Origin of the sequence: Stieleria bergensis, assembly GCA_007745635.1 — a bacterium.
GTDB classification, from domain to species: domain Bacteria; phylum Planctomycetota; class Planctomycetia; order Pirellulales; family Pirellulaceae; genus Stieleria; species Stieleria bergensis.
Window position 1 is genome coordinate 2,484,325 of record CP036272.1, and the last position, 18,103, is coordinate 2,502,427.

At 55.0% G+C, this 18,103-nt stretch carries 17 protein-coding genes; 7 read left to right on the forward strand and 10 right to left on the reverse strand.

Features of this window, described 5'->3' with window-relative positions:
- Positions 1–245 precede the first annotated feature (245 nt).
- The 3 genes from SV7mr_RS08460 to SV7mr_RS08470 all read left to right on the forward strand — a co-directional run bounded on the left by SV7mr_RS08460 (position 246) and on the right by SV7mr_RS08470 (position 3,858).
- Positions 246–1,898 (forward strand): serine hydrolase domain-containing protein, encoded by a 1,653-nt coding sequence (locus SV7mr_RS08460; RefSeq protein WP_419188265.1) that lies wholly within the window; start codon positions 246–248, stop codon positions 1,896–1,898.
- A gap of 364 nt (positions 1,899–2,262) precedes the next feature.
- Complete coding sequence (locus SV7mr_RS08465; RefSeq protein ID WP_145271025.1) at positions 2,263–2,445, forward strand: hypothetical protein; 183 nt, start codon at positions 2,263–2,265, stop codon at positions 2,443–2,445.
- A gap of 150 nt (positions 2,446–2,595) precedes the next feature.
- Positions 2,596–3,858 carry a DUF1559 domain-containing protein gene (locus SV7mr_RS08470; RefSeq protein WP_145271027.1) on the forward strand — a complete coding sequence of 421 codons (1,263 nt, stop codon included), beginning with the start codon at positions 2,596–2,598 and terminating at the stop codon, positions 3,856–3,858.
- 53 nt (positions 3,859–3,911) lie between these two features.
- Here the strand turns inward: SV7mr_RS08470 and SV7mr_RS08475 are convergent, their stop codons facing one another.
- The 3 genes from SV7mr_RS08475 to SV7mr_RS08485 all read right to left on the reverse strand — a co-directional run bounded on the left by SV7mr_RS08475 (position 3,912) and on the right by SV7mr_RS08485 (position 6,227).
- Positions 3,912–4,889, reverse strand: coding sequence for a M90 family metallopeptidase (locus SV7mr_RS08475; protein ID WP_145271029.1), 978 nt, complete (start codon positions 4,887–4,889; stop codon positions 3,912–3,914).
- A gap of 153 nt (positions 4,890–5,042) precedes the next feature.
- Positions 5,043–5,357, reverse strand: a complete 315-nt coding sequence (locus SV7mr_RS08480) for a 2Fe-2S iron-sulfur cluster-binding protein (protein ID WP_145271031.1) — start codon at positions 5,355–5,357, stop codon at positions 5,043–5,045.
- A 90-nt stretch (positions 5,358–5,447) separates the two neighbouring features.
- Positions 5,448–6,227 (reverse strand): potassium channel family protein, encoded by a 780-nt coding sequence (locus SV7mr_RS08485; protein WP_145271033.1) that lies wholly within the window; start codon positions 6,225–6,227, stop codon positions 5,448–5,450.
- On the opposite strand from SV7mr_RS08485, the gene SV7mr_RS08490 reads away from it, so the two are divergent.
- Complete coding sequence (locus SV7mr_RS08490) at positions 6,226–6,420, forward strand: hypothetical protein (RefSeq protein ID WP_145271036.1); 195 nt, start codon at positions 6,226–6,228, stop codon at positions 6,418–6,420. The genes SV7mr_RS08485 and SV7mr_RS08490 overlap by 2 nt on opposite strands.
- A 72-nt stretch (positions 6,421–6,492) precedes the next feature.
- Here the strand turns inward: SV7mr_RS08490 and SV7mr_RS08495 are convergent, their stop codons facing one another.
- Positions 6,493–8,091, reverse strand: coding sequence for a cation:proton antiporter domain-containing protein (locus tag SV7mr_RS08495; protein WP_145271037.1), 1,599 nt, complete (start codon positions 8,089–8,091; stop codon positions 6,493–6,495).
- A 550-nt stretch (positions 8,092–8,641) separates the two neighbouring features.
- The gene (locus SV7mr_RS08500; RefSeq protein WP_419188266.1) at positions 8,642–9,844 is read right to left on the reverse strand and encodes an SHD1 domain-containing protein; all 1,203 of its coding nucleotides are present in this window, start codon (positions 9,842–9,844) and stop codon (positions 8,642–8,644) included.
- Between the two features lie 324 nt (positions 9,845–10,168).
- On the opposite strand from SV7mr_RS08500, the gene SV7mr_RS08505 reads away from it, so the two are divergent.
- Positions 10,169–11,062, forward strand: coding sequence for a metallophosphoesterase (locus tag SV7mr_RS08505; RefSeq protein ID WP_145271041.1), 894 nt, complete (start codon positions 10,169–10,171; stop codon positions 11,060–11,062).
- Positions 11,050–11,370: a hypothetical protein gene (locus SV7mr_RS08510; protein WP_145271043.1), complete on the forward strand. Its 321-nt coding sequence runs from the start codon at positions 11,050–11,052 to the stop codon at positions 11,368–11,370. Before SV7mr_RS08505 ends, SV7mr_RS08510 begins: the two co-directional genes overlap by 13 nt.
- Positions 11,371–11,458: 88 nt before the next feature.
- Here SV7mr_RS08510 and SV7mr_RS08515 read toward each other — a convergent pair whose 3' ends face one another.
- From SV7mr_RS08515 to SV7mr_RS25200, 3 genes are all read right to left on the reverse strand, one after another.
- Positions 11,459–12,745: an outer membrane protein assembly factor BamB family protein gene (locus tag SV7mr_RS08515; protein WP_419188267.1), complete on the reverse strand. Its 1,287-nt coding sequence runs from the start codon at positions 12,743–12,745 to the stop codon at positions 11,459–11,461.
- Between the two features lie 431 nt (positions 12,746–13,176).
- On the reverse strand, positions 13,177–13,536 hold the full coding sequence (locus SV7mr_RS08520; protein WP_145271045.1) for an outer membrane beta-barrel protein: 360 nt from the start codon (positions 13,534–13,536) through the stop codon (positions 13,177–13,179).
- On the reverse strand, positions 13,440–13,658 hold the full coding sequence (locus SV7mr_RS25200; RefSeq protein ID WP_419188268.1) for an outer membrane beta-barrel protein: 219 nt from the start codon (positions 13,656–13,658) through the stop codon (positions 13,440–13,442). The genes SV7mr_RS08520 and SV7mr_RS25200 overlap by 97 nt, the downstream gene beginning before the upstream one ends.
- Positions 13,659–14,101: 443 nt before the next feature.
- On the opposite strand from SV7mr_RS25200, the gene SV7mr_RS08530 reads away from it, so the two are divergent.
- On the forward strand, positions 14,102–15,307 hold the full coding sequence (locus SV7mr_RS08530; protein ID WP_145271047.1) for a hypothetical protein: 1,206 nt from the start codon (positions 14,102–14,104) through the stop codon (positions 15,305–15,307).
- Positions 15,308–15,493: 186 nt separating this feature from the next.
- Here SV7mr_RS08530 and SV7mr_RS08535 read toward each other — a convergent pair whose 3' ends face one another.
- The gene (locus SV7mr_RS08535) at positions 15,494–17,020 is read right to left on the reverse strand and encodes a hypothetical protein (RefSeq protein WP_145271049.1); all 1,527 of its coding nucleotides are present in this window, start codon (positions 17,018–17,020) and stop codon (positions 15,494–15,496) included.
- Between the two features lie 442 nt (positions 17,021–17,462).
- The gene (locus tag SV7mr_RS08540) at positions 17,463–18,098 is read right to left on the reverse strand and encodes a DUF3179 domain-containing (seleno)protein (protein ID WP_419188269.1); all 636 of its coding nucleotides are present in this window, start codon (positions 18,096–18,098) and stop codon (positions 17,463–17,465) included.
- Between the last annotated feature and the right edge of the window lie 5 nt (positions 18,099–18,103).

The window sequence follows — 18,103 nt, forward strand, 5'->3', positions numbered from 1 at the left end:
CCGTCTCTGTCGCCAGGTCTCTGTCGACACGGGTTGTGGTGGGTTGTTTGAGCGCTCGGCAAGCGGCGCGATGCTGCTGTGTGAACGGGCCAAGTGCGCCTTGATTTGATTTCTAGCTACAATGAGGGCAGGTTTGATTTGTGCCCGAATTGGAATGACTCGACATGTTGCCTTTGCTCGATCGAAGCCTCTGCAGAAGGCTCATGCTGCTGTGTTTCGTTGCATGGACGTTGAATGGCGTCTGCATGATCACCGAAACCCCAGCACAGGAACACCCAGTACCGGAACACCCAGTACCGGAACACCCAGTACCGGAACACCCAGTACCGGAACACCCAGTACCGGAAACCCCAGCACAGGAAACCCCAGCACAGGAAACCCCAGCACAGGAAACCACGCTCGAACTTCCCAAAGGCTACCTTGCGGTTGGCACCGACAAGGTGGCCGCGATCGACCAGCTCTGCCAAGCCACAGCGGAGACCGGTCTTTTCTCCGGCGCCGTGTTGGTTGCCAAAGATGGCCAAGTCCTCTACGAAAACGCGTTTGGGATGGCAAATCAGGAGTGGCAAGTTCCCAACACCGTCGAGACAAAATTCCGACTGGCTTCTGTTAGCAAGCAGTTTTGCAGCATGCTGGTGATGCAATTGGTGCAAGAAGGTCGCCTTTCGTTGGACGATAGCATCTCGGATCACTTGACGTATTATCGAAAAGACTCCGGTGATCAAATCACCATTCATCATCTGCTGGCACACCAAAGTGGCCTGCCGGACTTTACGGCAAGCTTTGACTATCGCAGCAAGCTTTCCCGTTTGAGTTTTCCGCCCGATGAATTCATCCAGCAGTACTGCAGCGGCGACCTGCAGCACGAACCAGGAACGATCTATAGCTACTGTAACGCTGGCTACTGCATCTTGGGGCGAATCATAGAAAAGGTGACGGGGAAGTCGTTCGGGCGTCAGTTGCAGGAACGAATCTTGGATCCCGTTGGCATGGCAAACACCGGTTTAGATCGTAACGAAGCCATTTTGCAGCACCGGGCCAGCGGTTATACCCGAGGCGCATTTGGTCTTGAAAATGCCGACTACATTTCGATGGCCACGACACCCGGTCCCGCAGGCGGAATGTACTCCACGGTGGGCGACATGTTCTTGTGGGATCGAGCGTTGACGACGGACAAGCTGCTGAACAAACAGTACCGCGACTTGATGTTTACTCCCAACAGTCAGGTGCCCGAAGTGAAAGCGGCAGGCGGCCGAGCACGCAGCATTTATGGTTACGGTTGGCAGATCACCACCCGCACGCATCCAGTGACCAAGCGACGTTCTAAGGTCATTAGCCATGGTGGTGCCATCAACGGTTTTCGAGCCATGGAGTATCGCTTAGTCGATGACGATGCCTTTGTGATCGTGCTCTGTAACCAAGGAGACCCGGTCGGTGCTGCGGATGTCTGGAGATCAGTGACTCGGCTGAGTGCTGAACTGACGGCCATCGTCAACGATCAGCCGTACCGTCTACCGGCCAAGCCTGGACTCTCTCAGAATCAACGTCTTCTGCGCTTGGTTCAGTCCGAAGGCCTCGAAGCAGCGCTGCAGTGGTTCGATGAGCGAGGCAAGCCAGCCGCTTGGGGCGGAACCTTTCTACTGCTGGCTGAACGACTCATTGCCGACGGAGATGTGGAGACGGGGTTGCGACTGCTTGAAGAAGATCTCGCGCGAACACCATCAAAGGTTTGGATGGTGCGCAAGACCGCCCAGGCTTTCCTTGATAATGGACGCTACGCAAAAGCGCTGCAGTACGCAGAACAAGGTTTACAGCAACGGCCCCACGATGAGCGATTTCTTGACATCGCCAGCGAAGCCAGCCGCAGGATCAAGCCATTGGCGCCCGTTTCGCAGTGACGCGCATCGGCGTTGGCAAAAAACGGGCCAAACGGCGAATGCAGCAACGGCGAACCCTATCAGACGCTTTGGCGTTCGCCACGGATGGGTGACGGGGGTCTTCAGTCCCCTGCTGCGGGTGATCGAAACCTTGACGTTGCGATCAGGACAAACGGCACGATCGGTCATCGATCAGATCGAACACCGACGGGTTTAGAATTTGTCGGCCAGTCGACAATGTTGCCTTGACTGTGTTGCCTCACGTCCTATGTTTTCTTGCTCTCTCATAGGTGGGGGTCTGTCACCCTTAACCTCGCTCCCTCCCGAGTCAGCCTGCCTCCCCTTCCTCTCTTTTCCCGCCAGACATTTCGAGATAGACGTGACCGTGAATCGATCTTTCCAGCTTTTCGCCTTGGGAACCTTGCTGAGTTCATTCTTTCTTGTCGGCTGTGCAGAAAGCGAACCGTCAGCGCCTGATGCGGATGATCTTGCGAACTACGCCGCCGAGCTCCCACAAACTTATGACAGCGGTGCGGCCTTGGATCAATCGGATGATTTGACCAATTAGTTTTGCACCCGCGTTGAAGTGAAGGCCCCAGCGAGCGTCGGCAACGGTGCTGTTTTAGCATCTGGTGTCATTCGCGCATCCTCCCCTGCTGTTCCTTCCGATCCTGCCCTACCAAAGTCCAACTTATCCCCATTCTAGGACAATCCTTCCATGAGACGTCAAAGTCCCGCGAAGGGGTTCACGCTTGTTGAGCTCCTTGTCGTCATCGCCATCATTGGCATCCTCGTCGGCCTTTTACTGCCTGCCGTTCAGGCCGCACGAGAAGCCGCGCGTCGTATGAGCTGTAGCAATAACTTCAAACAGATCGGCATCGCGCTGCACAACTACCATTCGGCATACCGAATGCTTCCGGCCCATTCAGCCGGGACCACCAATCGGTTCAATTCAGGATCTCCGAATCCCGCACTGCGATCTCCTGGCGGCGGCGGCCACAATCGGAACGAGTTAAGCTGGTTGCCTGGACTGACCCCGTTCTTTGAACAGCAAAACGTCTGGGTGCAGATCAGTAACCCGATGGATTCCGATCAAGACGGCATCATTGACTTTCAAGCCATGGGCCCCGATCCACGAATGAATCTTGAGGATCACAGTTTGCCTGGGAACCGTTACGAGCCCTGGTTGACCAATCTGCCAACACTGCGCTGTCCCAGTGATCCAGGGTCTGGTTTTCCAGCACAAGGGCGGACGAATTACGCGGCATGCCTGGGCGACTCTCCACACCACATGCATGTGGGTGCTGAACCTGACAACGGGGTCGTGCCAAACTCTAGCTGGGCTCAAGCCGAGCAAGCTGCGTGTCGTGGAGTGTTTGTGGCAAGTCGCTCAACGCGATTTCGTGACATCTTGGATGGCCTCTCCAATACGATTGCTGCGGGCGAAATCTGCACGGACTTAGGCGACCGTGATGCAAGAACTTGGCCGGCTGCGGCTGCATCTAGCATCATGGCTGGCAGTGGCAATCCGTTGGGCCCTGAGAATGCATTGGCTTGTCAATTGATGTTGGATCCAGAGCGACCACAGTTCTGGGCTTCCGGAGCACCCTATGTCAATTCACCTGCAATCACCGGTCCTGATTCGGAAATGGCTCGTGGATTCAAATGGGCTTATGGGCGTCCGCTGTTTACTGGGATGAATACTATTTTGCCTCCTAACTCTGAAATCTGCATGCAAGGCAATCGACACAATGAAGGCATCTTGCCACCCAGTAGTCGTCACCCCGGCGGTTGTCATGTGCTGCTAGCCGATGGTTCAGTGACCTTCATTACCAATTCCATCGAAGCGGGTGATCCGTCGGCGCCACCGGTTCGTTGGGACCCGTGGGCGATCAATCCTGCCGGCTCGCCAAGTCCGTTTGGTCTTTGGGGAGCGATGGGAACACGCGCCAGTAGTGAATTGATCGAAGAGTCGAACTAGCGAGAAATTGCAGCTCCTGATCGCCGGGAGTGATGGCCTCAATTCACGCACGGTTAGCGTTTCTTGAGGCAGCACTTTTTGAACTTCTTGCCGCTCCCGCATGGACAGGGAGCGTTGCGGCCGACGCGTTTCTTGCGATCGACCAGTTTTGACAGAATGCTTTTTGTGTTCTGTCGATACATGGTTTGCATCGCTTGATACAACTCTGGTGCCTTCGATTCCAGAACCTCGGGTGCTTCGAAGAAGTATTCACTTAGCACCGCGAAGTACTCGGCTTCGTTGGTGTAGGCGTAGTCGTCAATGTGATGCCGGCCTTCGGGACGGCTTTTCAGTTCTTCGCCCACCCACTCGATCCATGGTGCGGCGGTGGCAAGATCGACACCGGGCGGCAGACCATCAATCACGCCGTCTCCACGGTCCACTAAATGCGCAAACTCGTGAATCCCAACATTGCGTTTGTCTTTTGAGTTTCTAAAGCCAGCCACGAGATCCGGTTTCGACAAAATCATGACACCACTGAGATGTCCGATGCCGACCATTCCAAGTGTGCTGCGATCGACTTCCGAGTCGGTACTGTAGTTGCTATCAAAGCGGTCCGGGTAAATTAGCACTTCGCCCAGCCGCGAGTACTCCCATTCGGTGAAGCCAAAAATAGGGATCACGGCACTGGCGGCTACCAAGGCTTCGGTTTCAGCATCGATCTCAGTTTGAACACCTGTGATGCGGACTTCGTCCAGCAAGACCTTGGCCAAGTCTTGAAAGCGTTGTTTTCCAGCTTCGTCCAAGGCTTGGTACAAGGCCACTTCACGCTCGAAGATCAGCCGCAACTCTTCGCGAAAGGGAGTGGCAATCACTTGCTTGCGGCGCAGGGTTCGTCGCCGAACCTGCCAGTACAGCAAGTAAGCCGCAGGCAGCAACGCCAAGCAGTAGACAGACAACAAGGCCAGGGCCAAGCAAGCGACGGCGGTGCTAACTGCCAGCGTGAGTGCGAGTTGTTGGTTTTTTTGGTCGGATGATTCACTGACAAGCATGCGATCGCGATGAACTCACAGATAAGGGATGGCGTTGAGGACGGAACTGGAACCCGAACGCAGTGTAGCGGACTCCGGCCGCTACAGTGCTTGGCGTCCTATACGGGCAAAGCGTGAAACGCAATAAGCGTTTTTCATGCCGTTTTTCAGCGTTTATTTTCCTGAACCCCACATTCCCGATCGCTTTTCAATCGTCAAATCGCCTTTGACTCGACATTGGCAGGCCAGTCGTAGGCCGCTGCCTGCCTGGTGTGGCGGGAAACTTAGCCGCCAGCGTTCAATGCGCGTCATCTCGGTGACTTCTCCGATGACCTTGATCGCGCAGGTTCCACACGTTCCCAGACCTCGGCAGTGAATGTGTCCAGCGATGCCGTTGTAGAGCGGTGCGTCGGCCTGCATCAAGACGCGGCGCAAGTTGTCGTTCTCCTGGCAGACAATCTGCTGGTCGCCAAAATAGATCGTTGGCATTGGAACGACTCCGGGGATGGTTTGCGTGATAAGGGGCTCAGACGCTGGGACAACGCTCACATAGTGTAAGCCGTTGAACAGCCAGGACGCCTAATCCTTTGCCGACTCGATTTCTTTTGGAGTTGCCGGGGCAGTTGCCGGGGCAGTTGCCGGGGCAGTTGCTGTGGCAGTTGCTGTGGAAGTCTCATTGCGGGGCGGCCTTGGCAACGCATTGACAAGCCAAGCGATCACCACCGCGACATAGAATTGTCCCGTGACCGATTGGATCCAGGACATGGTTCGCGTCACGCGACCTTCAGGCGTGATGTCGCCGTATCCCAGCGTGGACATGGTGACAAAACTGTAATAAATGAATTCAGAGAACTTCACGGGCTCCGACGAATCGGGATTGAATTGGGCACTCGAACTGATCGTGGGAAAGGAGTCGTCCCACTGCACATCAATGGCCCAATAAGCAAGTGCCCAAGCCAGCCCAAACATTAAGTAGGCCGAGATTGCACGAAAGACGGAGTCGACGGCTAAGACGTGCCGCTGGAGTGCACTGGTGACCGTGGCCGCGCCGACATACCAGAAGAAGACACAGCCCACGATGCAGTGTGCAATAAAGACAGGCTTTGACTGGACCAATAGCGTCGCCCAACTGGCCGGGATGGCAATCAACGCAAAGATCAGAATCCCAAAACGAAATCCTTTTTTGGCGGAAAAAATCGTCGCCAGAAAGACGATGGAGAAACCTACGATCAAAATGGTTCGCCCGGATCGTAAGCCTTCGAATAAAGGCAGGATCAGCAGGCTGACTAGCAAGGACACCATTAAGGTCAAGCCAGCAACGTCCTCTTTGATATTGGCTGGATGGAGTTGACTTTTCATGCCACTTCGTCGAGACGGTTCTAAAGTTGTTGCCAGCGATCCGATTGACAATCGAAGGGCGACGATCGCAGGTGTGCCATTGTCGTTTCAAGTTGTCGCGTTGACGCAAAACGATACTGTAGCAGAACCCGCTTCGAAGGTCACTCGGATTGCCACAGGGTCTCGAGTCATGATGCTGGCAAACGTCACATGACAGCCAAACCCACAGCAGATGGGTGTGTTTAGATCGACCGATCAAAATGCTTCTGGTCCTGAACGGATGTCGCTAATCGAACAGCTTCAGTAGCGCCGTTGCGGCGATCGTTTCCTCTGCAATCATTTCCGTCGCCCCAAGCTTTTTGAGTTTCGGTATGCTGTGAACGTAGCGACAGCGCACCAAAATCTTGCAATCCGGGTTCGAATCACGGACAGACGTCGTCAGCTGCATCGCGACGCCATCGTCAGGGACTGCGATCACAACAAGTTCCGTCAGGCTGACCTGTGCATTTTCCTGGATTGTCGGGTCCGTGCCGTCACCGGTAATCGTACGAATCCCTTGCTGCGCCAACGAATGTAGATTCACAGGACTGAGGTCCACGACGCAAACATCATGTCCGGTTGATTGCAAATGGAGCGCTGCTTGTTGGCCCATCGGTCCAGCACCGACCACTAGTGCAGACTTGGCTTGTGCAGAAAACAAGCTGACCTGCGCGGCGGTGGCTTCTTCATCGCCAGGTCTGACTAAACGAATGCCCGCCCGCATCAGTCCCGGCGTCAGGACCAGCGAACCGACGGCGATCGAGACAGCCATCTGGTATTCGGTCTCTGCTAGAACGCCGGAATCCACGCCAAATAAGAGTAAGACAAAGGCAAACTCTCCAACGTGTGCCAGTCCGATCCCGGTTCCCATTGCATTTCGGAACTTTAAACCAGTCAAAGACAGTGCCAGTGCGGCTGCGATGGCTTTCAATCCGATGATGGCGGGAAGCACAAGCAGCAAGACCGGTTGATGCCAGAGCAGGCTGGGATCAAAGATCATGCCCAGCCCCACAAAAAAGATCGCCGCAAAGGTTTCGCGGAATGGCAGAATCAGTGCATCAATCTGGTGTGACCAGCGATTGCCGTTAAAGATCAACCCGGCTGCAAAGGCTCCAACGGCAGCGGGCAGCCCAAGATGATAAGCGGCCAAAGTGACGCCGCTGATGGAGGCGACGGCAAACAGGACCACCAGCTCGCTGCTGCGATAGGACGAAAAGATCGGTATGATCCACTCTGCTAAAACGTGTCGGATACCGATCACTGCAACGATGAATGACAGCGAGATTGCGACGAGCTGAATGATCGTGGCGGCCGACGGCGCACCGCCGTCATCGGTCAGCATCGGGACCATCAACAATAACGGTACTAATGCGGCGTCTTGGAACAGCAGAATGCCAATCGCGCGGCGTCCATGAGGAAGCTGGGAATGTCCAATCTCGGAAAGCGCTCGGAAGACCAACACCGTTGAGCTAAAAGTTGCCGCGGCCGCGATCAGTAAAGTTGCCTGCCATGACAGACCATACCCAAGCAGAACCAGTGCGACGGGAATGGCCACAAACAACATTTGCGACGCACCACCGATGATGAATCTTCGACCGAGCCGTTTCAGATCGTCGATGGAAAACTCCAACCCAATCGAAAATAGCAGCAAGAACACACCGGCTTCGGCAAAGTGAGAGATGTGATGATTCTCGTCATTGACCCAGCCCAAGACTCCAGGTCCCACGGCAGCTCCGACAACCAAGTAGCCAATCAGAATGGAGACGTTTAGCATGCGACAGATGATGGCGGCAACCAGTCCACACGCGATAAGAATGATCAGGTCGTGGACGAGTGCAAGCGTCATTTCTCAAGCCATGGTGAGGGTGAATCTTCGTGAGGAGCCTCTTGCTTACAACATCGCTTGTCAAGACTCGGCTCGAAAGTCTGAAAGGTTCAAACCGTCCGAAAGCGGTCGCCAATCATGCCAGTGATGGCTTCAAACACCGGCCCCAGTGGCAGTAGGCGAAAAAGTGAAGCCGCACAGTCCACGAAGGCAATCTAGGCCGGTGGTCACCAGAGCTTGGGGCGTCAAACGATGGTCAAAATCAGGTCTTCACGGCCAGGCATCAATTCCCCCCAACGCGTGGCTAGTCAGGGAGAGTCCCGATCCATGCGGCAAATCGCATTGAAGAGAGCCATGCCACGGCAAGACCGCTCAACAGGCCGCCATCGGCCGAACGCAGATTCCAGGGCGAACAGACCCTGGCAGAGTGACTGGAGCGGTATGCTGCATCAAGGCATGCTCGGATGGCTTGCCTTGGGGCAGAACAAGGCTTGGGGAGGATCGAATCCAGCCATCGACTGGCCCCGTCCCTGTTATCAGATTGGAGCCAGTCGGATGCTTGTGTTGCAGACTACTGTGGCAATCCAGCAGGCATGAACATTTGCGCCATGTTCATGACTTGCATGACCGCCTGATTGAACTCCGCTTGGCTATTGGCGGCCAGCATGGGATCAAGGATTCCGTTAGCCATGATCACCATTTGTGATGCCGCTTGTCCGCTGAACGGATTGCCTTGCATCTGCTCTGGCGAGTCCATCATCTCGACCAAGTTATCCTTCGATGCATCCCAGGCCACTGCCATGTCCTTGGGCACCCACCGGCCACCAAGAACAACCATTTCGGTTTCGTCTAATCCGCCTTCCTGATTGGGGACGCGAATGATACCGGAGTTTGAGCTCTGTTGTTCAACCTGGATTCCATCCATGACAGAACTGACCATTCCTGGAGGCGCCATCTTGAGTAAACCTTTGATGTGTGCTCCTAATTTCGGACCTCGCTCATCGAGGATCTCTGTGATGGTGCGCTGCTCAGATTCACGGTTTAGTGAATCGATCAACATCACCGTTTCAAACACCGTGCCGACCGTAGGGTCGTAGCCTTGACGAATCATTGGCATCATGGGTGGAGGGACTTGTGCCATCATCGGCGAGTTCATGATGAACTGCTTTTTTGTCACCAGGATCTGCACGACTTTCAAAGCAACACCAACGACCTCCTCGGTTGCTTTCTGATCGTTTCCCTGGGACTTGTTCATCGCGGTGCGGATTTCTTGGCTATCAATTTTGTTGCGAACTTCCGCCGGCAGGGCGTGCCAAAAAACTTCCGGGTGTCCAGCTTGAAACTGGGCGACAACGAAGTCCACTGTTTCTTGCAAGGAAGCATTTTCGGGAAAAGATGGCAACGCTGGGATCGCCGGAGCCACGGGCGCATTGAACTTTAGCTTCCGAGCAATAAGAGCCCGGCTGGTTGAGGAGGGATTCGCTGGCGCGGCGGGTTGACTGCCGGTACTCGGTGTCTTGGCAGCGTCGTAAAGCTTTTTGGCTTGTGCACGGCTGGCGTCACTGAGTCGATTGATCGGCACCTTGATTGTGCTGCCATCTGACTTTCGCAACACCACACTCGCCCCTTCAACGCCAGCGTATTCCGCTTCGACCTTGTATTGGCCTGTCTTGTCAGTCCAAGTGTCGGCCGATACGAAACGCGTTGGAAGGAACACCAAGGGAACGATAGCGATGGAAAAAGCGCAAAGACGCTGGAAACGATTCGGCAACATGGATGTCCTCTGGCTAAACATTGAGACGGCTTGACGGTGTCAGCGACGGCAAAATCAACGCAAGTCACCGCTGAGATCTTTCTGGCACAGATTAGACAGTCAGTAGGCGGATGAATCCCTGAAAAACAGATAATTGCCACAGAAGAGAGAATCGGCACAGGCGTGTGGCGACCCGCAGGTTCGCTTCAGAGGATGTGCAGCTGATTGAACCCAGCGTTAGCGACTTGTGGCTAGGATGGGGGCGGTCAGGATTCAGTGTATAACTAACCGGCTGCGTGACGTTGGGCGGCCAATGAACGGTTCGAGTGGCAGAGGGGATTCGGAATGACGGCTGACAATCATCACACGCGCGTCGGTCGACGTGCATTCTTAAGCAACGGTTCGCTTGTTCTGGCGACAGCGGCTCTTTCTGCTAAGCAAGTCGTCGCTGATGAGGGTCGTTCTGCGTTGCAGATTGGGCTTGTGACCGACTTGCATTATGCCGATAAGCCGGCCGCTGGTTCACGTCACTACCGGCAAACGCCTGATAAACTTGCCGAAGCCGCCGAGCATTTTGGAAAGCATGATCCGTCATTCATTGTTGAACTTGGCGACCTGATCGACGCCGCCGACAGTGTCCAGACCGAGCTTGGTTATCTGAAGCGGATCAATAAAGACTTTGCTGCGATTCACAAACATCGGCACTACGTGCTTGGCAATCATTGCGTTCAGACGCTGACGAAACAGGAGTTTTTGGACGGGGTTGAACAGCAACGATCGTACTATTCCTTTGATTCCGGAGCATTCCACTTTGTCGTGCTCGATGCGTGCTTTCGCAGCGACGGAGAGCCCTATGGTCGCAATAACTTTCAGTGGACCGACCCCAATCTTCCGGCTGCTGAAGTCGAGTGGCTGGAGTCTGATCTAAAGGCAACGGACAAGAAGACTGTTGTATTTGCTCATCAACGTCTTGATGTGACCAACCAGCACGGAGTCAAGAACAGTGCCCAGGTGCGACAGGTGCTCGAAGCTTCCGGCAACGTGCTGGCGGTGTTCCAGGGGCACAGCCACAAGAATGACTTGAAGGACATCGGCGGAATTCATTACTGCACGCTTGTCGCGATGGTCGAAGGTTCGGGAGCCGACCAGAATGGGTACTCCCTGCTAAGCCTTGATGCTGATGGCACGATTGAAGTCAAGGGATCTCGCAAGCAAAGCGATTACCGATGGACCATCTGAGTTTGACTGACATGAGCAACCAGCGTCAAATTGTTCCCGGCATCACGGTCACCGCGTCCGGCCAAGCGACGGTTGATCCCGCGATGGCTGAGACTCTCTTTGATTTAGCGATCGCGCTTGAGGAACCAACGGATCTACCGGTGGACGTTCAGCACGTCCTTGCTGCGATCGTGTTGGCGGCTCGCAAAGGTGACATTGATGTCAACAAGCCGATTTCGTCCGCCGATCCATCGCTGATCCGACTTTTAGCAGGGCACGTGAAATCGATCTTCACGGACTACGGTGGCGAAGTCGGTACCGACGACTGAACCTCGAACGCGTTTCCGTCTGGTTCCGCCGGTGGTCTCGGTGTTTCCCCAAAAGACACTTCCTGCGGAACCGTTGTTTCGCAGGCGTTTACTTCTCGTCTGTAAGGCAGAAGAGTTTCTTCTCACCTCGAATCAAGATGCGATTCCCGTCGGGAACGGGCGACCCGATGACCGGCTGCTCGAACTCATTTTCCGAGAGCAGTTGAAACTGATCATTGGCGACACTGGCGACAAAGACGGTTCCATCTTCGCGCGGAGCGTACAAGAGGTCAGAGGCGATCAACGGGGACGCATAATATGAGGTGCGGTGTTTGGGGAACCGATCGGACCAAACGGTTTTGCCCGTGGCGGGGTCAATGCACTCGATCTGGCCCTTGTCTCGGACCAGGTAAACCTTGCCTTTGTAGGCGACGGGTGAGGGAACAAATGAACTGATGTCGTTGCGCACCCAGACATGATTGGTCTCGGTGACATCGCCGCTGCCGGTAAGTCGGACGCCAAACATTCGTGGGATGCCGCGATCGTTACGACCAAAACAGATCACGGCCATCTCACCGATGATCACTGGGTTTGCGATGGCAGGCCATAACTTGTTTTGTTCGGGGTTGAAGCCGCCGCAGCTCCAAACCACCGAGCCATCGGCCGCGTCGTGCATCGTGAGGTGCTCAGCGCCCCAGACCAGGACCACTTCGCGGCCATTGTGCTGCATCACGATCGGGGTGGTGTAACACTGATCCGATTCTTTCGGCACGGTGTAGTTGCGCGCGACCTTCCAAGCCAGTTCGCCGGTTTTCTTATCAAACGCTGCTAGCCACGAATCGCCTTCGTGCATTCGCGCCATGATGACATGATTCTTGGTCAACACAGGTGAAGTGCCGTGGTCCCAATAGCGATTGTCTGGACCAAAGCGTTTCACCAAATCGGTCTGCCAGCGGTTGGTCCCATCCAGGTTGACCGCGGCCAGCATTCCACTTTTAAAGTAAACGAAGACCCCTGAACCATCGGTGATCGGTGACGCGTTACAGCCCGATCCGTTGCGGTGTTTGCCAGCGGTCTCTTGATCAAAGGACGTCTGCCATCTGGGCTTGCCGGATTGATCGAACGCTAAAATCGCATCCTGCCCATCAATCGGTGCGGTGACAAGAATTTGGTTTTGCCAAACAATCGGTGTGGAGCAGCCCTTCCCTGGCAAGTCCGCCGTCCATGCGGTCTCCGACGCGGTCAACTGCTGCGGGAATGTGCCCACTGCAATGCTTCCGCTGTCATCCGGTCCACGCCATTTTGGCCAATCGGCGTGAGCGAAACTAGAGACTAACAAAACGGCGGGAAGGCAAGGTGCAAACGAACGTAAGCCTGGCATTTGGATGGTACCCATTCAGGAATTGAATAACGAAACGCGACGAAAATGGACCGGGGAAACATTGCCGTCTCTGACACGGAGAAACCAACACGAGTCGTCACAACTCTTTGGGCAAATGTTCTTCATTCACCATTGTAGCGTAGGCGATTCCCGAATGGGTGCCCGTTTGACCTTGCACGTTCATCGGCCACACAATCCTCGACCAGGTAAGCATGTTGCAGCGATTGTCGTGGCCAAGAATGCCGCCGATGCGTGTGAAGCCCGATTGCACGGCGGGCCGAGTGAGCTTGAATCGCGATGTGGATTCCTCCAATACCGGCCGGCACGTGCTTTGACGCCAGAAGCTTGTGATCGATCCGGACGACTCGCGTCACCTTAATCTGCCAGTTGGGAATCCGAGCAACCCGTTCCAGGAAGGCGGACTGGGCAAGGCACACGCGGGGCCTTCATCGTCGAAAACTGACACCGCAGCGATGTCGCAACATGCCATCGCTCGGTCGAATTCGTTTTTGGCTCTCGCCCAAGCCTGTCAGTTCCAGACCGACAATGACATCGAACCCAAGCACGAGCTGGCCGTTATCTGTTCCATCGTTAAATGGGCGGGCAGCATCTGATCCATCAAACCGATCCGCACGCAGTTCGGGGCGGAAAACGACGTCGTCCGTCGGTGCGTTGTTCGCTCCCACAGAAAGCGAAAAGAAGTTTCCGTCTAACGGGCAGAGTTTGGATTGCTTGAACGATTGAGTCCAACAGGGGTTCCTTCTTCGTCGCGAAACCACTCGAGTCGCATTCCACGATTCGTGCATCGGTTGACTGAATAAGTGAGGTACTGGCCGATGCCGTCCCAATCTGCTTGGCCGCCGTCCGCTGAACTGGCCTCTTGTAAGCCTAGCCAGTGATGGAAAACATCATCCCACTTGCAAGTCAACGGTAATCCAACGAGCCAGCTGTATCGTGTCCGGTTGGTGAACTCTTGCGCACGCGCAAAGTTTGCCGATTGCCAAAGCGTTGAGCATGGTGCCGGGATTAAGGCTCGTCCTAGATCCAGTGGCTGTTCTGACTCATTGACTCTGTGGTCACATCCGTTTCATTGCCGAGATTCCCTACAGGCGACTCAATCATGCCAAAACGAATTGCTTGGAGCAGATTGGATCGACGGGTTGGCTCATGGGAACGAGCCGCCGCAGCCAGGAAACCGCGAGGCCACCAGAAGGCTAGTGGATCGATCCGAGGCCCCGTCGAGACCGTTGGTTCGGAGCTCACCCAGTTTAAACGCATCCCGTCAGATCGCAACAACCCGCTTGAGCCTGTCGAGCAAAGCGCGATGCAGTCCTTGCGTTGACTGCAACGCTAAGCCTTGAAGAAAGTGAAATGCCAGTAGATAAGTCAAAATTTCCCATCGTGCTTCTGTGCATCGTCGCAACCTTTTTCTCGGGTTGCGCGACGGGGCCAAAGCGGATGGTGAGTGATTGGCGGGAATACAACGAGTCGACGGTCGAGGTTGGGAACCAGGAGTTGCTGCTCAATTTGGTCAGGCTTCGATACGACGAATATCCAGGCCTGCTTCGTGTGACCAACATCACCGCACAGCGAAACTGGACGTATTCCGGAACGCTGGCAGCAAATGTTCCTGAAGGTGGCCCGGATGCTCTTGCGGCAGGCTTGACTGGCCCGCGATCGGAACGTCCCACCGTTTCGTTTAACCCAGGTGGTCGGGAACTGATTGCGGCTGCGCTGAAACCGGTTTCTCTTGATGTGCTGTACTTAGCAGCCTATATGGGCTGGCCGGCTTCGATCACTTGGCCGCTGATGATCAAGTCGATCAACGACGTCAACATCGCCCCGTCTCATCATGGACAGATGCCGGGGACAGCAGAGATGACCAACGAGTTTCTGATGATCGCCCTGAGTGTTCGTTCCTTGCAGGATCAGCGCTTGCTGGAGGTCGGAAGAATCGAAAAGTTAGTGCCGATCAACGAAGGCCTGGACCCACAATTGATTACAGCGTCGGACCGGATCCAGGCGCTCAATTCAGGTTATACATTCGTCGATTCAGGTAACGGGGACAGCTTGACGCTTAGCAAGACCAAGCAGCTCACTGTGTTGCGATTCGCGGCGGAAGCCATTGGCACGCCAGAGCATGCGAATCTTGTCCAGATGCTTGGCATTGACCCACAGTCCAAGACCTTTGAGCTTGAACCAGGGTACGAGGGCTATTTGAAAGAAGAGGACCTGCCGCGTCAGGATATCGAAATTGGCATGCGGTCGCTTTTCGAGATGCTGTTTCTGCTGTCCCGAGGAGTGCAGGTGCCGCAGTGCGACCTGCGTTGTGGTGTCGCCCCCGCGTTGGCTGATTATCCCATCTCGGACTCAATGGTCGGCGGCTTCGTTGTCAAGTGTTGCGACAAGCGTCCCGCCTGTGCTTCAGTTGCCGTCCAATATCGTGACACTTGGTTCTATATTGATAGTCGCGATCAGGATAGCAAAGCCAAGTTCTTTCTCTTGAAGCTGATCTTCGATACTCAAACAGAGGCCGCCATCGACGATTCCGCCCCTCTGTTGACACTGCCCTTGTAAGGCAACTCGGCCAAAGCAACTCAGCTGTCTCTTGGGATCAGCGTTGAATCCGTGCAAGCAGGGATTGCCGGCCAACGCACCGTTTCAGCGGCTGGGGGGCCGGCGAGTGGCGAGCCGCGCCCTGCGGTCGAACAGATGCTGCGGCGAATCTGCTGCAGAGCGTGAGGCAATGCAGCACTTCACGCGTTAGGCTGCGCGACGTGGAGTGAGCCTGCGGCGTGCGGGTTCGACAGGCTGGAGCGGTTCTAAGCCCATGATGGATCGCTGACAATTTCGGAAGTGAACGAACCAAGCTTGGAGATCCGTGTTTGTGCCGGACTGAGCATAACGAAACTGGGAGTCGCTACTGGCAATATTTAGAGCTAACAGGTTTACCGTTTCAGCATGTTCAAAATAGGACGTGTGAACCAGCGTATGGCTGTCTAACGCTCGAGCAACTTTCTCCAATCCCGTTGAGAACGTGGCCTCACCCAGGAACTCTCGCAGTTTGGGGCCCAGTTTTTGTGCTTGCATGTCTGCCGCGTGCAGCATCTTGTGCTCAAACCAGCGAGGGATGGCTGTTCCGGAATCGTTCGCTTGTTTGACGATAGGATGCGGGGACACAGCGACGACGTCTGCCGCAGGTCGATTGTTGCCCTGTGCTGTTTTGATGACCAACTTGCGAATCTTTGAGTCCAGTGCGGGCCGCAAAAGCCTGTTGTAAAACGGAGCGAACAACCGCAGCAGAGGCCGTGAAGGCAGGGACACGAAATCCGAAATGTAGATGCGATCGCGAGGGACCAACGTTCCTAAAAACGACACTGAGAGCTCAAGTGTTTTCTTCAAGCCGTTAATGGCTTCATCATCCTTGCTCCAGATCCCCAACCAGGTCCCGCCGTAGCGTTGAAACGTGCGTTGATCCAGCCGCTTCTCCAAGCCATTGCGAAGGACTTCGGAAACCGGGGCCACGCAGTAACTGCAAAGCAGCAACGTTAGATAGGCAAACAGGAGGATCGCCAACAGAATCCCCCAGCCTTCGAAGGTGCCCAATAGATAGGCTGAAAACGAGACGTCGCCACCGGGAATGAAACTTCCGAGACGAATGCCGTTTTCAACGGTCTCAAACGGCACTCCCATTTGATTGATCAGTTCCAAGATCGGAGCGCGAATCACGCCAATGATCGGGTTGACGTCGTCATGCGAGTTGATGACCAGCCCTTGATCGAGTTGTCCGCTGACCAACAGGATGAGGAACCACAATGATCGAGCCACCGGAGAGATCAGCGAGAGGCTCAGCACCAAATAGGTGAGGCTAATCGGGTTCAGGGGCGATCGAGACTTGTGGTGCAGGAACGGGGTTCCCACCGTGGACCAGCTTTTAAGATGTTTTAGTTCGAGCCCGCGCGAGGTGGCGAGTTTTAACGTAGACCAAACAACCGATCCACCATGGCTATGGCCGACTAAATGGTAGTCGATCTTGGCTGATTCCAGCGGCTTGAGAGTTTCCAAGAGATCGGCAGCCGCTTTGGCTCGCGCTCGTTCACTGTTTTCACCGCTCCAGTGAAACACGTCACCTTCGCCCATGATGCGATGGGTGGAACGCAGTTTGGATCGAAGCTTGCGCTGGAAGACACTCTCGAGTTGCCACCACTTTTTCCCGTGATCAGAATCGGCAGCAGCGAAGGTGCCATGCACCGAAATGATTCTAGCTTCGTTGGGACGTTGTTCCGTCATGATCCCGTCTGTGTTCAAGAAGTCCGGTGGCACTGAGCGGGTAACACGGAGAAGTGATCAGCGAGCAGCAGCCTGCGGGGACTTAGATGCCGCAGCACGCCTGGCGCTCCGAGTCGCCGAGCAGACGTTGGCGTATTGGTTTGTGAAACACCGGTGGTCCGATCAGCGATCCGTGTTCTGGATGGTGTTCACCAAACCCGGCGGTGAGATTTGCTGGCCAAGCGGGTGCGATCAACCGGCATTCACGCGCGGCATTCAATCGCTCAGACTGACGTCTTTTCATGAACCGTAGCAAGTCGCCCAAGAACGCGTAAAGACCGAATGATCTCAGGCGAACGCATTCTCATTGATCGGGAGTCGAAGCAACGTTTCCAGTGACCTCCACTGCCGACACGTGGGGGGACCTGTCGCTCGGCGGCATCGTGTGACCAGCTAGCACTGGTTATCCGTTGCCAAGGTAAACCCTTGTCGTTGGATGCTGGCCTTTCCACTCGCCCCAAGTTGTTCGATTGAAGGGGTGATCGATGAGTGGCAGACCGGGGGATGCTTGCCCGTATCGCGCGCCCTCTAGCAGGAAAACCATTTGGTTGTCCTGGTCCATTCCACCGACGTTTAGCGGGATCGGTCCGTCGCCAGCACGCGTCAAAACACGAACGCAATCGACCAGGTTGCAGTAAGTGACACTTAATGGACATTCGTCCACGACCAAGTTAATGATATGCTCGCGAGGGCTCAGCATTGCATTGAGCACAAAAGCGCGGAACTCTCCGTTGATCTCAACGCCAACGATTTCGGTCGAATCGGGAAGGTCGACTGCGTTGGCATCCATCATTTTAGGGGCTGTGATCCCGGGGTAGTCAACAACACGGCTTAGTGGCTTGTGAAACACTCCTCCCGCGACGAGTTTTTCATACTCAGCAGCCTTGGCAAGTTCTTGTGCGGTTGGCGGACGTAGCTCGAAAGCCAACGCATCGCCGGCTTTGAGGTACCAATGCGCTACAGACAATACAGCGAGACATCCAACGCCGATGAGAATCGCTAGGGCAGTCAGAAATCGCTTGTGGTGTCCGTTCTTCATGCATT

Bases quoted from the DNA above. Each gene is read 5' to 3' on its own strand.
- SV7mr_RS08495 (WP_145271037.1), bottom strand. From the start codon at position 8,091: ATGACGCTTGCACTCGTCCACGACCTGATCATTCTTATCGCGTGTGGA.
- SV7mr_RS08520 (WP_145271045.1), bottom strand. From the start codon at position 13,536: ATGCACGAATCGTGGAATGCGACTCGAGTGGTTTCGCGACGAAGAAGG.
- SV7mr_RS08530 (WP_145271047.1), top strand. From the start codon at position 14,102: ATGCCAGTAGATAAGTCAAAATTTCCCATCGTGCTTCTGTGCATCGTC.
- SV7mr_RS08460 (WP_419188265.1), top strand. From the start codon at position 246: ATGATCACCGAAACCCCAGCACAGGAACACCCAGTACCGGAACACCCA.
- SV7mr_RS08475 (WP_145271029.1), bottom strand. From the start codon at position 4,889: ATGCTTGTCAGTGAATCATCCGACCAAAAAAACCAACAACTCGCACTC.
- SV7mr_RS08505 (WP_145271041.1), top strand. From the start codon at position 10,169: ATGACGGCTGACAATCATCACACGCGCGTCGGTCGACGTGCATTCTTA.
- SV7mr_RS08500 (WP_419188266.1), bottom strand. From the start codon at position 9,844: ATGTTGCCGAATCGTTTCCAGCGTCTTTGCGCTTTTTCCATCGCTATC.
- SV7mr_RS08485 (WP_145271033.1), bottom strand. From the start codon at position 6,227: ATGAAAAGTCAACTCCATCCAGCCAATATCAAAGAGGACGTTGCTGGC.
- SV7mr_RS08470 (WP_145271027.1), top strand. From the start codon at position 2,596: ATGAGACGTCAAAGTCCCGCGAAGGGGTTCACGCTTGTTGAGCTCCTT.
- SV7mr_RS08490 (WP_145271036.1), top strand. From the start codon at position 6,226: ATGCCACTTCGTCGAGACGGTTCTAAAGTTGTTGCCAGCGATCCGATT.
- SV7mr_RS08515 (WP_419188267.1), bottom strand. From the start codon at position 12,745: ATGGGTACCATCCAAATGCCAGGCTTACGTTCGTTTGCACCTTGCCTT.
- SV7mr_RS08535 (WP_145271049.1), bottom strand. From the start codon at position 17,020: ATGACGGAACAACGTCCCAACGAAGCTAGAATCATTTCGGTGCATGGC.
- SV7mr_RS08540 (WP_419188269.1), bottom strand. From the start codon at position 18,098: ATGAAGAACGGACACCACAAGCGATTTCTGACTGCCCTAGCGATTCTC.
- SV7mr_RS08480 (WP_145271031.1), bottom strand. From the start codon at position 5,357: ATGCCAACGATCTATTTTGGCGACCAGCAGATTGTCTGCCAGGAGAAC.
- SV7mr_RS08510 (WP_145271043.1), top strand. From the start codon at position 11,050: ATGGACCATCTGAGTTTGACTGACATGAGCAACCAGCGTCAAATTGTT.